This is a genomic window from uncultured Treponema sp. (assembly GCF_945873775.1).
In the GTDB taxonomy this organism is placed as follows: Bacteria; Spirochaetota; Spirochaetia; order Treponematales; family Treponemataceae; genus Treponema_D.
In genome coordinates, this window is record NZ_CAMCEC010000002.1 from 84,563 (window position 1) to 98,975 (window position 14,413).

Sequence of the window (14,413 nt, forward strand, 5' to 3'; positions counted from 1 at the left end):
ATTTAAATAGAAAGACAGTTTCCAAAAAATCCGGACGCAGAAACTTTTTCATTTCCGCCGATTAAATGGCTTACGTCTCCCATCTGCTGAATTCTAAAAACAACTTCGCCAGGGACTCTTTCTTCTGCGCCAACAATTGTAACTGAACTTGGAGCAACAAAAAATCCCTGCCAAAGCTGAACAGGACTAATGCCCGTAAGATGGCTCAGCATAACGAACATCACGCCCAAATGACAGACAAAAACAAGATTTTTTTCATCCAAATCTTTTTGTTCAGGCTCAAGATGCGTATCAATCAAAAATTCTTCTTTTGAAATATGCGGCAAACAATTGTACAAAGGAATTTTTGAATCAATGCGGTTGTAATCATAAGATGCTAAAATTTCATCAAGTCCGCGGCAAACTTCCTTGTAATGAAATTCTATGTTTCCGCTTTTCATTGATTTCGTCTGGAAAAACTTTTGAACGTCTTTGTATTTTTTTTCGCCGAAATAATCACGCGGAAGCCAGTCCCATGCAATTCTGTTTTTTCCAGTTTTAAAATCTTTTATGTCGTAGCTGAATTCTCTAAGCCAAGGCAACGTTGAAACTTTCATCGGAGGCTTTGAAAAATCCGCCTGAATATTTTCCAAGCAGGCTTTTGCTGTAGCCTGAGCGCGTCCCATCGGAGAAACAAAAAATTCTGTCGCATTCAGTTTTGAAATGCGCTTGCCTAAAAGTTCTATTTCACGTTTCCCTTTTTCTGTAACAGAATCGATTGAATAATCCGGATCTCCATGACGAATAAAAATCAAATGCATTTTATTGTTCCTTTTGAAATATTTTTTATTTGCTCAAGAAATGTATTTTTTTCGGATAAAAAGATTTCACCTTGAATTGAAATATCTGTTCCAAAATTTTCAGTCAGATTTGAAATGTTAAAGCCTTCAAATAAATGTTTTATAGTCTGATACAAATCGTAGCCGCATGAAAACGAAAATGAAGATTTTTCAACATAAGATTCCGCCTTGCAAATAGAAAGAACTTGCTTTGCGCTTTCACTGTACGCATGGACAAGTCCGCCTGTTCCTAAAAGTGTCCCGCCAAAATATCTAGTTACCGTAAGCAAAATATTTGTAATTCCGCTTCCTTTTAAAACATCAAGAACAGGACGCCCTGCAGTTCCGCTTGGCTCGCCATCATCGCTCATGCCAAAAGTTTCAGATTTTAAGCCAACAGAAAAAGCGTGAACCACGTGAGTCGCATCAAAATATTTTTGCTTAACTTCGTGAAGTTTTTCCCTTGCCCGCGCTTGAGTTTCAACTGGAAAAACTTCTGAAATAAAACGGGAATTTTTTATGACAAGCTCAGCTTTTGATTCTTCAAGAAGAACCTTCATTTTTATCTCCGCCAATCATTCCGTTAACGCTCAAAAATGAAAAATAGTAAATTGGAATACAATAATAAATTTTTGCAAGAATTGTGTAATACTGAAGGAATGCGTAAAATCCGAGCAAAAGAGAAATGAAATTATTCTTTCCAGAGAGAATTGCATTAAGGAAAACCGCAACAAATAAAACCGCAAAATTTTTCAGACAGACAAAAATCACAAATCCTAAATAATGAAAATATCTTCCACGGACAATGAAAAGGCTTTTTTCAATTGCAGTTTTCAAACTGATTTTTTTATTTTCAAGAAGCGCATTCCAAACAAAAATAAATGGAAGAAAACAAAATACAAAAACCAAAAAGAAAATTCCCGTGTAAAAAAGAGCGAGCGTAAAAGCCTTTGCAATTTTTTCAAAATCAAGCTGATTTAAATTTTCATTTGAAAATGCCTGAGCAAAAAAACTTGAACAGGAAATAATTTTCTCTTTAAAAACAAAAACTAGTGCGGCAGAAACAGATGCAACAAAAATTACAACAAGCGTAAAAAAAACTGAAGAATAAAATATACGTTTTGACTTTTCAAAAAATCCGCAGAAGATTCCGCCTGGAGAATTTTTCTTGCCAAGAACAACATTTGTAAAGTCAGCGACAATTCCATAAGCAAGCGTAAAAACAACAATAAGTATCAGCGAAGTAAACACAAACGAAATTGCATATCCGGCAGCAGAACCGTTAAAAAGCATCGCAGGAGAAAATCCGCTTGTAAGCAAAAAAGACAGCATTACATTAAAAAGCAAAAGCAGCAAAACTGAACGCGCAATATTTTTTGCCAGCCGCTCCCTTAAAACCTGATACATTCTTTTATACTCAGGATTTTTTAATTTTTCCTTATCCAATTTTTTGTTCCTGTTTTATTTTATAAATCAAGTTTTGTCTGCAAACCTGAATCTTCAACTTTTATAGAATCAACTTCTTTGGACTCAAGCCGGACTCCGTTAGTCTTTAATCCTTTTTCTTCAAAATCCTGCGCTTTAAATTCTTGAACTGTGATTTTTACACGAGGCCTTTTAGTATAATTCAAAGTGAATTTAAATTTAGCTCTTGTATCAACGTGAAGAACTTCCATTCCGTCCGGCACAAAATTGTAATCGCGGTTCATAATCCAGCCGGAAATTCGGCAGCGTTTTATAAAGCAGAATTTCGTTTTTGGATCACGGTAAATTATTGTAAAAAGAATTTTGCTGATAATATCTTTGTCCGCATAATTGCAAAACCAAATTCCAGAATCAACAAAAAGCTTGTCCGGCACATCGCAAACGCTCCAAAGTCCGCTCTTGCGCACAATGAGGATTCTGTCAAAAGGCGTAACTTTTAAAATTTCTCTTCCGCCGTTAACAGAAGTTCCAAGGTAGCCTTTTTCATCATAACGTAACGGAGTATCGCGCTGAACAATCTGCTTTACATCAACTGCAGAAAATGAAGTTATTTTTGTCTGACGTTCAAGAAGCGCAGGGCTTATTGCCGTGTGATCCTGCTTTGGGTCTAGCGCGGAAAATCTCTTAAGCTCATCAAGAATTCCGCCAAGATATTCAACAGCGCAATCAGTCAAATGCTTTAGCCGGCGCGCAATTTCCTTTAAACGTTCATTGATGGCTTTTACCTGATCGCGGTTTTTATTTATGTCAAAAAGTGAAATTCGCCTGATTGGAATTTTTAAAAGCTTTTCAACATCTTCGTCCGTAACATCTCTTATAAGCTCATCTTTAAAAGGAACAAATCCATCTTTAACAGCTTTGTTTACAGCTTCCGCAGTTTTCATTTGCTCAATGGATTTATAAATCCGCTCTTCAATAAAAATGCGTTCAAGCGTGCGCTGATGAAGTTCTTCTGTCAAAGAACCGCGTTCAAATTCAAGCTCGTCTTTTATAATGCCGGTAAGTTTTTTTGCGTAATATTTTATAATTTCTGTAGCCGTCATTGCCACCGGCATATTGTCTTTTATAACAAGCATCTGGCAGGCAATTGATTTTTCGCAAGAAGTGTAAGCATACAAAGCTTTTTCTACATCTTTGGAATAAACGCCGCGCGGAAGTTTTATTTCAATATTGCAGTGGTCAGTTGTAAAATCTTCAACTGAACTGATTTTTATTTTTCCAGCTTTATAAGCCGCGTCAATTGAATCAAGCAAATCTTTGGAAGTTGTTTCAAGAGGAAGTTCCGTTATAACAATCTTCTTTTCGTCGCTCAAATCAAATTTTGCGCGTGTAATTATCTTTCCGTTTCCATCATTGTAATTGCTTACATCCATCAGACCGCCAGTCGGAGAGTCAGGATAGATTTCAAACGGCTCGCCACGCAAAGCTTTTATTTCAGCATCAAGAACTTCCTTTATATTGTACGGAAGAATTTTTGTGGACATTCCAACTGCAATTCCTTCCGCTCCGCCAAGAAGAACAACTGGAATTTTTGCACGGAAAACAACAGGCTCTTTGCTTCGTCCGTCGTAGCTTGGAACATATTCCGTAATGTTTGGATTGTACAAAAATTTTTTTGCCAGAGGATGAACGCAGCATTCAATATAGCGGGAAGCAGAAGCTGTGTCGCCAGTGTAAAGGTTTCCGAAGTTTCCCTGACGCTGAATAAAAATTTCTTTGTTTGCAAGAACAACTAACGCCGCTCCAATTGAAGCGTCTCCGTGCGGATGAAATTTCATGCAGTCGCCTACAACGCTTGCAACCTTGTGCATTCTTCCGTCGTCAATATTAAAAAGCGTATGCATTATTCTGCGCTGAACAGGCTTAAGTCCGTCTTCCAAATCTGGAATCGCACGGTCGCGTATAACGTAGCTTGCATATTCTATAAAATTCTTGTCGAATAAATTTTTTACAAATGCCATTTAAAAATCCTCATGCATCGATGTCAGCATTGCTAAGCAAATGTTTTTCAATAAAAGCCCTTCGTTCCGGCGTATTTTTTCCCATGTAGAATGAAAGAAGCTTTGGCACCATTTTAAGCTGGCTTATTTCAACAGGCGTAAGGTGAATTGTTTCCGGCGAAATAAAGTCTTTAAATTCTGACGGACTGATTTCTCCAAGTCCTTTGAATCGCGTTGTTTCCGCAGAAGCCCCAAGTTTTTTCTGAGCCTTGTCTCGCTCCTCTTCGCTGTAGCAGTAAATATTTTCTTTTTTATTTCTTACACGGAAAAGCGGAGTTTCCAAAATAAAAATTCTGCCGGAAGTTACAAGCTCTTCAAAGTATCCAAGGAAAAATGTCATTACAAGATTTCTAATATGGAAGCCGTCGTTATCGGCATCGGTTGCAATTACAATTTTTGAATATTTTAAATTTTCAACATCCTGCTCAATTCCAAGCGCCATCATCAGCTGGTAAAGCTCGTCATTTTTATAAATTTCGCTTTGCTTTTTTCCGTACATATTTTCAGGCTTTCCGCGCAAACTAAAAATCGCCTGGTAATCAGCGTTGCGGGAATGCGTCATCGTGCCGGAAGCAGAATCTCCCTCTGTTATAAAAATCATGCTGTTTTCGCCTTTTGCGCCATCCTGAATATGAAAACGGCAATCTTTTAATTTAGGAATTCTTATGCTGATTTTTCTTGCGGCTTCCTTAGCTTCTTTTTTTACCGCGCTAAGTTCTGTGCGGAGCTTTTCGTTCGCCTGAATCTTTTCCTGAATTTTTTTTGCAGCTTCAGGATTATGATGCAGCCAGTCATCAAGTCCGCTTTGTGTTTCTGAAACAATCCACTGGCGAATATCTGTGTTGCCAAGCTTGTTTTTTGTCTGGCTTTCAAAAACAGGATCCTTGACTTTTACAAGAACCGCTGCCGCCATTCCTTCGCGTATGTCTTCGCTTTTATATGAAGTTCCGTAAAAATCATTTATTCCTTTTACAAATCCTTCTTTAAAAGCCGCAAGGTGAGTTCCTCCGTCCGCAGTGTACTGGCCGTTTACAAATGAAAAATAATTTTCACCGTAGCTATTTGTATGCGTAAAAGCAAACTTCAATCGTTCGCCCTGATAACTTCCTATCGCATAAAGCGAAGTTCCTTCAATTTCCTTGTTAAGCAAATCGAAAAGTCCGTTGTCGCTTTTGTATTCCTGACCATTAAGTTTTAAAGTAAGCCCTGCATTTAAATAAGCGTAATTCCAAATTCGCTTTTCAACAAATTCCATGTTGAAATTGTATTTTCCAAAAATCGCTTCATCAGGAACAAATTCAAAATAAGTTCCGTCCGGCTGCTTTTGCTTTAAATTTCCAGAACGCTGGCTTACAAGTTTTCCTTGCTCAAAAATAGCTTCCGCGCATTGACCTGCACGAACAGAAACCACACGGAAATAAGAAGAAAGCGCATTTACGGCTTTTGTTCCGACTCCGTTCATTCCAACTGAAAACTGAAAAACATCGTCATTGTATTTTGCGCCGGTATTAATTTCTGAAACGCATTCAACAACTTTTCCAAGCGGAATTCCACGTCCATAGTCGCGAACTTTTACACGGTTGTCTTTTACTTCGATTTCAATTTTTTTGCCAAAGCCCATGATAAATTCATCAATGGCATTATCAACAACTTCCTTTAGCAAAATATAAATTCCGTCATTCTGATTTGAACCGTCGCCCAAACGTCCAATGTACATTCCAGAACGCAAGCGGATATGCTCAAGCGCGTCAAGGTGAATAATTTTGTCATCGCCGTAGTCTTTGCTTTTTAAGGCAACTGGCTTTGTGGAAGCTTTTACAACGGAAACGTCAGGAGTTTTTGAAACAACGTTTGTTTCTTTTTTTATTTCTGATTTTTTTAATGCAGGAATTTTCTTTACGGGAACTTTTTCTTTTGCAGCGGATTTTTTTACTGCTGTTGTTTTTTTTGCAGTCTTTGTTTCAGTTTTTGCCGCTGTCTTTGAAGTTTTTTGTTTTGGCTCAGGCTTAGATGCCTTTGAAATTTTTGCAGATGTTTTTTTTACTGCCGAAGTTTTTTTTTCAGTTTTTCCACCCATAACGCTCTATTTTAATGTATAAAATAAAATTCTTCAATGTAAGAAAAAATTCAGTTGGATTTTTATTTTTTTAAGCTTGTCATAAGCTTTTCAAAGTGATTTCTAAATTTTTCGATTTTCATAAGTTTTGGAGGCGGCCCGTAAACAGAACAAATGGAAGCAAAAAGAATTCCAAGATTTTTCTGCATTTCATCTTCACTAATTTTTTTGTATCCAGAACTGACAAAAACCGCCATGCCCATTAAAGAGCAAGATGCCATTTTGTGAATTGCAAGCGCAGTTTCTTTTTTATAGCCATATTTATTTTCAAGTATGTCAAGAATTATAGGCATTCTAAGATTGTCAACTTGCCTTCCGATTTTTCCGTCCACAATATAAATCTGCCTAAAAACAAAAGGATCTGCCTGAACAAATTTAAGAAACGAAAGTCCAAACGAACGGTAAACAAATTCATCGGGCTCTTCTTTACCTTCATTAGATACAGAACTGAAAATCTCATTAAGCTGACCGACAACTTTTTTTACAATGTCGTTTTTAAGCTCGTCCATATTCTTGTATTCAAAATAAATCGGCTGTGTTGAACATCCAAGTTTAAAAGCAACACGGCGAGATGTAACAGCATCGAATCCTTCTGCCCTAAAAATTTCCAGGGCAGCATCAACTATCATGTTTTTGGTAATTCTTTTTGTTGCCGACATAATTTTTCTCTTTATAAAAAGTTAAACTTCAATTTGAATTCTTGTTCCAGACGAAGAAGATTTCTGCGCATAGATTGAATTCAAAGAACGGTACGGATTTCTAAATTCTGAAATTTGCTTTTTAAGCTGAACCATTCTAACTTTTAAAAGCGAACGGTTTTTTTCATTCTGCGCAAGAACCTGGCTTTGAAGTTTGGACAAATCATCTTGAATCTGTGAAACCGGCAAAGCTTCCTTTGGATTATAAAAAGCCGCTCCAGATTTATTGTAAAGTTCCTGCATCGGAACAATCACTTTTTGCAACGAACCGATTCCCTGAACAATCTGCGCTTCAAGCTCACTGTGCGCAATCAAGGAATCAGAATCTTCTTCTGAAATTTTATTTTCCTGAGCTTCCAGAACTTTTAAATATTCCTGGAACTTTTTTCTTTGCTGCTCAAGAAGCATTTTGAATTTTTTAAGAATCGCAACACGCTCGTCAAGTTCTTCTTTACTAATTTTTTGTTCCATAAAATTTCTCCGCATCAAAAATAATTCAGCAAATTCAAAGCAAACTTGCAGCTAAAATTATCCTGTTATGTTAAGCGACGGCGCAGTTCCCGGAATTTTTGTCTGGGCATTTGCAGTGCTGTTTGAAGCCGAAATCCAGGAATCCTGAAGCTGGGAAAGCATATCACGCACAAACGAAAGTTTTTTCTTGTCATGGCTTATTGTGCAATCCAAGATTTGCTTGTTAAAAAAAACGTAAAGCGACATAAGATTTTTTGCAATTTCACCGCCCTGCTCCATATTAAGGCTCACTTCAAGTTCCGTGATTATGTCCATAACTTTTTGCAGATAGTTTCCAAAATTTTCAATGCTGCCTGGTGCAATTTTTCCGTCTTCAGAAATCAGGGCTATCGCTTTTTCCAAATTTGAAACAGCACCGTCGTAAAGCATTACAACAAGTTTTCCTTGGCTGGCAGTTTTTACTCCGATTTCACGGTAAGCACTGAACCCGCCATAAGGATTGCTTCCATACGCCATTTTTTCCTCCCACAGCTTTGCTTCTGCTTTGCAAAAACAAGACTGCTACTTTCGATTATCGGAATTTTAGAAAACGACTTTAGCAAAACGGCGCGCATTTTATAGAAGACAAAATATTGAACATAGGCTTGAATTTCATTAAAATATCCGATTATGAAAACTTCACAAATTCCATTCAGGACACTTCGCGATTCTCCGTCAGAAGCAATTATTTCTAGCCATCAGCTTATGATGCGCGCCGACTTAATCAGAAAACTCGGAAACGGACTTTACACATATATGCCGCTCGGTTTAAGAGCATACAGAAAACTTGAAAAAATCATCAAGGAAGAAATTGAAGCTTCGGGCGCAATGGAATTTAAGCCGACTGTAATTGTTCCCGGAGACATTTGGAAAGAAAGCGGAAGATGGGAAACTATGGGACCACAAATGCTCAAAGCGCAGAACCGCCAGCAGCAGGACATGGTTGTAAGCCCGACGGCTGAAGAGGCATACACAGCAATTATGCGCCAGGGTCTTACAAGCTACAAGCAGCTTCCAATCAACTGCTATCAGATAAACACAAAATACAGAGATGAAATCCGTCCTAGATACGGAGTTATGCGCGGCCGTGAATTCAATATGATGGACGGCTATACTCTCAATGCTGACGATGAATCCCTTGACCAGTCATATCAGGCTTACGCAAAAGCATACCTTAGAATTTTCAAAAGGCTTGGACTGGATGTAATAACTGTAAAAGCTGACACCGGCGCAATGGGCGGAAGCGGCTCTGAAGAATTCATGGTTGAAAGTGAAATCGGAGACGACACGCTTATTTTGTGCAAATGCGGATATGCGGCGAATGTTGAAAAAGCTTCATGCGCAAAAGACGTTCCAGTTGATATAGACGGAAATCCTGTAAAGACAACAGAAAAAAGCTATGAGCCAATCAGTACTCCAAACGTTGGAACAATTGACGACTTGGAAAAATATTTAAAATGCTCAAAGCATCAGCTTTTAAAAACTTTGATTTACAAAGCCACAAACGTCTGCCTTGATCTTAGGGAGCTTGACTGCTGCAAAAATTTAAAGACAGTTACAGAAGGAAACATAAAATTTTATCCAGAAGTCTTTGTTGCTGTCTGCATAAGAGGCGATCTTGATATAAACGAAGCAAAGCTTGCAGGATTCTTAAAAGCGTCGGAAGTAGAACTTGCAACCGCCGAAGAAGACACAAAAATCACAGGCGCGCCAGTCGGATTCGCAGGTCCTATAAACCTTTCAAACGTGCCTATAATCGCGGACAATTCTGTGCTTGATATGCATGACTTCCTTGTGGGAGCAAACAAAGCCGACACTCATTTTGTTCACGTTGAATACGGCAGAGATTTCTCAGCATGGAAAACAGCCGACCTTAGAACTGCAAAAGCCGGAGACATCTGTCCTGTCTGCGGAAAACCGTTCTACACAACAAAAGGAAACGAGCTTGGACACATTTTCAAGCTTGGAAAAAAATACACAGAGTCAATGAACGTAACTTACCTTGACAAAAACGGAAAGTCCGCTGTTCCGACAATGGGCTGCTACGGAATCGGAGTTGACCGCGTGCTTGCTTCAATTATTGAATCCTTCCATGACGACCGCGGAATTATCTGGCCGATGTCAACTGCGCCTTATCAAGTTGCAATTGTTCCAATAAAATACAGCGGAGCAATGAAAGAAGCGGCAGACAAAATTTATGACGAGCTTTTAAAAGCTGGTGTTGAAGTTTTGCTTGACGATCGCGATGAACGTCCTGGTGTAAAATTCAACGACATGGATTTAATCGGCTTCCCGGTAAGAATTACAGTTGGAGACAAAAATCTTCCAAACGTAGAAATAAAAATGAGATCAAGCGAACAGGCAGAACTTGTTCCGCTTGAAAACGCCGCTGCAAAAGTTAGTGAAATTGTAAAGGCTGAATTCGACAAATTGAATTCATAAAAACTGATACAAAGGAAAAAACATTGAAAAGAATAATTCTGGCTTTGACATTTATTTTTATTGCATCATTCTCTGCATTTTCTCTTCCGGGAGCAAAGCAATATATTCCCGACACTTCCGGTGAATACGTTTACTACAGAGACAGAAGCTTTAAAAATGAAGCCATAGTCGGATTTCTTTTTTACAATGAAAGCACTTACGCCGCACGCTTTTATTCTCCTGCTGATGAAAAAAACAGCACGCCGGAAAAGGACATAACAATTTATGTTTCTGTAAATCCTGAATCAAAAGCCGGAATGGAATTTACAGGTGAAAAAATTCAGGGAGCAACTTCCGAGCAAGACACAGAAATCATAAACTACCTGCACGATTTGTTTTACGAATTCACTTCGCGCAGGCAAAAAGAAAATCTTGATTCATGCAAAAAAATCAATAGCCAGCAGGATTTTCATCAGTTCGGCGGAAACGTAAGCATTCTGTTCAATCCTTATGTTCCGATTTTCAACATTGAAGAAATAAAAGAAGCTAACGGACAGAGCATTTTTTCAATGGAAACAGCCGGCCATCTTGTGTCTTCAACTGACGAAAGCTTTTCACTCTTCAAAGGAATTGAAGGACTTCCAAAAGACAAAAAACGCAGCTTTAAGAAAACAAAATCGCAAGAAATTGCGGCAGAGTTCGGCTCGCAAAAAATCACGCTGGACTCAATGTGGAAGCAGTCAATGGAAAACTTGTGGATTCTTGAGGATTTTGCAATTCTTTCAATGACAACAATGACAGTTCCAGAAGAACAAAAAAATCATGCGATGGACACACTTTTGCGCCGCCTTTGCCAAAGCACAGACTTGTCGTATTCAATTGCGCCGCAAAGAAAAATAACTGTAAACGAAAATAAAATTTCTGTGATGAATGTTTTTTATCAGCCTGAATCAGAAAATGTAACCCGCGATTTTAAAATCATCACACAGAATAAAAACAATAGCACAATTTCGCTTCTTACGCTTACAATATTCGACAGCGTCTATCAAAAAAACAGAAGCTATTTTACAAAAATTTTGGAAAGCTACAAAGTTTCCGAGTAGAAGCTAAAAGCTGTTGCGGTTCAGCGGAGTGCCAATCCAAACGCCTTCGCTGCCAAGGTACTCTTTCTTTTCGCCGTCCACCAAAAACTGAACATTTTCAACAGTAGGAAACGCGGTCGCAGTAAACACAATCTGCTGAAGCTGTCCGCGCAAACCTTCAATTCCGTACTGGTTGAATTCAAAGTCGCCGCTAAAATTCAAAGTGGCAGTTCCATTTTTTACAGAAGCGCCGATAAGTTTTGTGTTTTCAGAAACGAGCGAACGACAGCCGGAATTTTCTTCAGAAGCGACAGGACCTTTTATCAAAGCGTTTATTGCATCCATGAGCGGACTGTCGGACTTTTTCATTTCGCGGGTGATTTCTTTTCTTGAAACTGAACCATCGCTGTTTATTGTCATAAAATAAAGTTTTAGCTTCATGCTGGAAGTTTTTGGTTCTGTCTTTACAGAAACTTCTTTTCTTATTGTTGTTTCTTTTTCCTCAGACTTCTGCGCGGATTCTTTCTTTTCTGTTTTGGAATTTACTTTTTCTTCAACTGCGGCTTCCTGCTGTTTTTTTGCAGCGTCATTTTGCGCCTTTATGTTTTCGTATATATTTTCTTGAGCCGCTGACTGCGCATTTTCCTCTTCAACATGAGAGCCAACGCCGTTCAAGTCAATTTCAATAGTTTCAATAGGTGCAACTTCATTTTTGTCAGCAATAGAAGAACTTTTTGCTTCCGCCTTTTCTACAAATTCAGGAGTCTTTAAGCCGGTCTTACTGAAAAATCCAGTCGCCTTTAAGTTGCTTGCAATTTTATCTTGATTTATAAGGAAAATTATAAGAATGAGCAGAGCAGCCAAAAGCCAAAGCGCAAGCCCTATTCCCGTTCTCTTTTTCTTTGTATTCTTTTCCGCCATAGGCATGAGTATAAACCAGACAAGTTAAATTTTCAATAATGGCAGGTTCTTTTGACACACGGATTTGAAAAGCCTAACGGCTTTTTGTATATTAAAAATTGCCAATTCCCACACGCTTGAGTCTCTGTCATTACTCGAATTGATTCCTCTGTCATCTTCGGGCTTGACCCGAAGATCTATTGCAAGAGATTGTCGCGTCAAGCGCGACAATGACAATGAAAATTCAAATCCAACAACGACAAATTGGTTTGTGTCATTCTTCAGCTTGACTATTGAAAGTTATTCTATTTTCATTATAATAGAAAACAATAGCAATGGGGCTGTGTACACTTGGTGCGCAGTCCCTTTTTTTTCAGCAGATATAGGCGGAACAAAATGGAAGACACAAAATCAGAAAAGCTAAGCACAGTTTTTGACGGGCTTATTCAAGACTACGAATCATTGCACAGCTCGCTCAATGAAATATACAACGAGTCGCAAAACATAAGAATTCTTTCGTTTAACTCTTCAATTGAAGCGGCAAGAGCCGGAACAGTCGGAAAAGGATTCCGCGTAATTGCAAACGAAATTAAAAACATATCCGAAAAAAACGACACGCAAAATCAGACATGCCAAAAAGTCGTTGACCAGATTGAAATAAAAATGCACAAGTTGATTGGAATAAGAACTGCGGAAATGGCGTTCGACACAATCGACAAAGTCGACCGAAACCTTTTTGAGCGTTACTGCGATGTTCAAGCCTGGGCAACATTCGGAAAAATAATCGACTGCCTTGCAAATCCCACTGAAGAAAAAAGAATTTCAGCAGAACACACAATAGAAAGTCTTGTAAGAATTTATGAAGTTTACCATGATATTCTTCTTACGGACACAAGCGGAATTGTTGTATGCGTAGGTGTAAATAAAAATTTACGCGGACGTTCAATGCAGAACACAAAATGGTTCAAGGAAACATCTGAATCACAAAGTACAACTTATTCAGATATGTATTACTCTGAATCGGTAAAAGACTGGACAGTTTCGTACAGTTGTCCTGTGCGCGCCCAAGACGGAACAATTGTCGGAATAATTTCAACAAGGTTCAACTGGAAATTCATACTGAACATAATTTCAAGCGCGAAAGTTTCCCATTCAGGCGAAATATTCATAATAAATAGTGACGGACTTGTAATAGCTTCAAAAAACAAGGATGAAATTTTAAAACGGCGGCTTACAGACTGGGAAGCATTTGAGCATATTTCGCAAGGACAAAAAATGGGATTCTATACAAACAAAACCAGCAGAGCGCTTGAAGTTTTTGGATATTCAAAAACGCCCGGCTACAATTCCTACAAAGGCAAAGAATGGTCAGTTGTGATAAAAGAAAATTATTAATGTCATTCATTAGATTGCCGATCGGCTCAAGCCCAACAATGACAATACATTTTCCTGCCATTCCAGACTTTAAGTTCTGCCATTCCCGATTTGAACTTTTGTCATTCCCGCACTTGATGCGGGAATCTATATTTATGACAATGTTTTAAAGGGCGATTTTCCAGTTCACGGAAACTGGCGTTACAGAAAAACGCACGCTTCCTTTTTTGAATGCAGTTTCTTTTTTTTCTGAATGCGAGGCAATCAGCTCATGCACAAGCGGAACTCCAATTCCGCAGACAGTGCCCAAAGCCGCGCCAAAAATTGTGTCAGTAAGAAAGTGGTTTCCGCTTGCAATTCTTAGCCCCGCCGTTCCAATAGCAACTGAGTAAGATGCCGCAATTACAGGAATTTTCCATTTTGATTCAGGAAAATAACGGCAAAATGTATACGAAAGAAATCCTGCGCCCAAAAAAGAATCCGTTGTGTGTCCGCTTGGACTTGAAAACTCAAAGTCATAGTCGTCAAGTTTGTCTTTCGGGTAGCCATCATAATACATATAAGGGCGGACTCTTCTTATTCCCATCTTCAAAAAATTTTTCGCACCATAATCAAAAAGATAAGCTTCAACATACATCGTAGTCAGCGTAAGAATATCTTCCGTGGAAAGAAAATCATTAAAAAATCCAGCACCATAAACTGCAAACGGAAGAGCAAGGCTCACGGTGCAAGTTGCAGTTCCAAGGTTGTCTAGAGTACGGTTGTATTTTTGGGAAAGTTTTCTGTCTATGAAATTTACTGAATCCAAATCATAGCTTCGTTCTGTATACTCAGGAAAGTCCAGAGTTTTTTCAGCAATAACCGCAGAAGTTGTAAAAGCAATTCCGGCTCCAAGAATAATTCCGTCCGCAACAGGATTTAGTTTAAACGGAGATTTTTCTGTTTGTGCAAAAAGTTCCGCGGAAAGCAGCTGAAAAAGAAGAGAAATTAAAAACAAATACCTTTTCAT

13 protein-coding genes are annotated in these 14,413 nt (G+C 38.5%); 3 read left to right on the top strand and 10 right to left on the bottom strand.

All coding sequences use genetic code 11. The features are described 5' to 3' along the window. Positions 1-2: 2 nt before the first annotated feature. The 8 genes from Q0N70_RS01855 to fliS all read right to left on the bottom strand — a co-directional run bounded on the left by Q0N70_RS01855 (position 3) and on the right by fliS (position 8,104). Complete coding sequence (locus Q0N70_RS01855; protein ID WP_294012985.1) at positions 3-800, bottom strand: histidine phosphatase family protein; 798 nt, start codon at positions 798-800, stop codon at positions 3-5. Further along, a complete protein-coding gene (locus Q0N70_RS01860) occupies positions 791-1,378 on the bottom strand; it encodes a YigZ family protein (RefSeq protein ID WP_294012988.1) in 588 nt (195 codons plus the stop codon). Before Q0N70_RS01860 ends, Q0N70_RS01855 begins: the two co-directional genes overlap by 10 nt. Beyond that, positions 1,362-2,264, bottom strand: a complete 903-nt coding sequence (locus Q0N70_RS01865) for a hypothetical protein (protein ID WP_294012991.1) — start codon at positions 2,262-2,264, stop codon at positions 1,362-1,364. Before Q0N70_RS01865 ends, Q0N70_RS01860 begins: the two co-directional genes overlap by 17 nt. 20 nt (positions 2,265-2,284) lie before the next feature. Next, positions 2,285-4,264 carry a DNA topoisomerase IV subunit A gene (locus Q0N70_RS01870; protein ID WP_294012994.1) on the bottom strand — a complete coding sequence of 660 codons (1,980 nt, stop codon included), beginning with the start codon at positions 4,262-4,264 and terminating at the stop codon, positions 2,285-2,287. 10 nt (positions 4,265-4,274) lie between these two features. After that, positions 4,275-6,380 (bottom strand): DNA topoisomerase IV subunit B, encoded by a 2,106-nt coding sequence (locus tag Q0N70_RS01875; protein WP_294012997.1) that lies wholly within the window; start codon positions 6,378-6,380, stop codon positions 4,275-4,277. Positions 6,381-6,442: 62 nt separating this feature from the next. After that, complete coding sequence (locus Q0N70_RS01880; protein WP_294013000.1) at positions 6,443-7,078, bottom strand: TetR/AcrR family transcriptional regulator; 636 nt, start codon at positions 7,076-7,078, stop codon at positions 6,443-6,445. Between the two features lie 21 nt (positions 7,079-7,099). Beyond that, positions 7,100-7,588 (bottom strand): flagellar biosynthesis protein FlgN, encoded by a 489-nt coding sequence (locus Q0N70_RS01885; RefSeq protein WP_294013003.1) that lies wholly within the window; start codon positions 7,586-7,588, stop codon positions 7,100-7,102. Between the two features lie 57 nt (positions 7,589-7,645). Then, on the bottom strand, positions 7,646-8,104 hold the full coding sequence (gene fliS / locus Q0N70_RS01890) for a flagellar export chaperone FliS (RefSeq protein WP_013700617.1): 459 nt from the start codon (positions 8,102-8,104) through the stop codon (positions 7,646-7,648). Positions 8,105-8,257: 153 nt separating this feature from the next. Here fliS and Q0N70_RS01895 point away from each other — a divergent pair, with 153 nt between their 5' ends. Together Q0N70_RS01895 and Q0N70_RS01900 are read left to right on the top strand one after the other, a co-directional pair. Next, positions 8,258-10,069 (top strand): proline--tRNA ligase, encoded by a 1,812-nt coding sequence (locus Q0N70_RS01895; protein ID WP_294013009.1) that lies wholly within the window; start codon positions 8,258-8,260, stop codon positions 10,067-10,069. A gap of 23 nt (positions 10,070-10,092) precedes the next feature. Beyond that, a complete protein-coding gene (locus Q0N70_RS01900; RefSeq protein WP_294013012.1) occupies positions 10,093-11,151 on the top strand; it encodes a hypothetical protein in 1,059 nt (352 codons plus the stop codon). A 3-nt stretch (positions 11,152-11,154) separates the two neighbouring features. Here Q0N70_RS01900 and Q0N70_RS01905 read toward each other — a convergent pair whose 3' ends face one another. Next, positions 11,155-12,051 carry a GerMN domain-containing protein gene (locus Q0N70_RS01905; RefSeq protein ID WP_294013015.1) on the bottom strand — a complete coding sequence of 299 codons (897 nt, stop codon included), beginning with the start codon at positions 12,049-12,051 and terminating at the stop codon, positions 11,155-11,157. 375 nt (positions 12,052-12,426) lie between these two features. Here Q0N70_RS01905 and Q0N70_RS01910 point away from each other — a divergent pair, with 375 nt between their 5' ends. Next, positions 12,427-13,425 (top strand): cache domain-containing protein, encoded by a 999-nt coding sequence (locus Q0N70_RS01910; RefSeq protein WP_013700613.1) that lies wholly within the window; start codon positions 12,427-12,429, stop codon positions 13,423-13,425. A 145-nt stretch (positions 13,426-13,570) separates the two neighbouring features. Here Q0N70_RS01910 and Q0N70_RS01915 read toward each other — a convergent pair whose 3' ends face one another. After that, positions 13,571-14,413, bottom strand: a complete 843-nt coding sequence (locus tag Q0N70_RS01915) for a phosphatase PAP2 family protein (RefSeq protein WP_294013020.1) — start codon at positions 14,411-14,413, stop codon at positions 13,571-13,573.

Bases quoted from the DNA above. Each gene is read 5' to 3' on its own strand.
- Q0N70_RS01905 (WP_294013015.1), bottom strand. From the start codon at position 12,051: ATGGCGGAAAAGAATACAAAGAAAAAGAGAACGGGAATAGGGCTTGCG.
- Q0N70_RS01855 (WP_294012985.1), bottom strand. From the start codon at position 800: ATGCATTTGATTTTTATTCGTCATGGAGATCCGGATTATTCAATCGAT.
- fliS (WP_013700617.1), bottom strand. From the start codon at position 8,104: ATGGCGTATGGAAGCAATCCTTATGGCGGGTTCAGTGCTTACCGTGAA.
- Q0N70_RS01885 (WP_294013003.1), bottom strand. From the start codon at position 7,588: ATGGAACAAAAAATTAGTAAAGAAGAACTTGACGAGCGTGTTGCGATT.
- Q0N70_RS01895 (WP_294013009.1), top strand. From the start codon at position 8,258: ATGAAAACTTCACAAATTCCATTCAGGACACTTCGCGATTCTCCGTCA.
- Q0N70_RS01910 (WP_013700613.1), top strand. From the start codon at position 12,427: ATGGAAGACACAAAATCAGAAAAGCTAAGCACAGTTTTTGACGGGCTT.
- Q0N70_RS01880 (WP_294013000.1), bottom strand. From the start codon at position 7,078: ATGTCGGCAACAAAAAGAATTACCAAAAACATGATAGTTGATGCTGCC.
- Q0N70_RS01860 (WP_294012988.1), bottom strand. From the start codon at position 1,378: ATGAAGGTTCTTCTTGAAGAATCAAAAGCTGAGCTTGTCATAAAAAAT.
- Q0N70_RS01915 (WP_294013020.1), bottom strand. From the start codon at position 14,413: ATGAAAAGGTATTTGTTTTTAATTTCTCTTCTTTTTCAGCTGCTTTCC.
- Q0N70_RS01870 (WP_294012994.1), bottom strand. From the start codon at position 4,264: ATGGCATTTGTAAAAAATTTATTCGACAAGAATTTTATAGAATATGCA.
- Q0N70_RS01875 (WP_294012997.1), bottom strand. From the start codon at position 6,380: ATGGGTGGAAAAACTGAAAAAAAAACTTCGGCAGTAAAAAAAACATCT.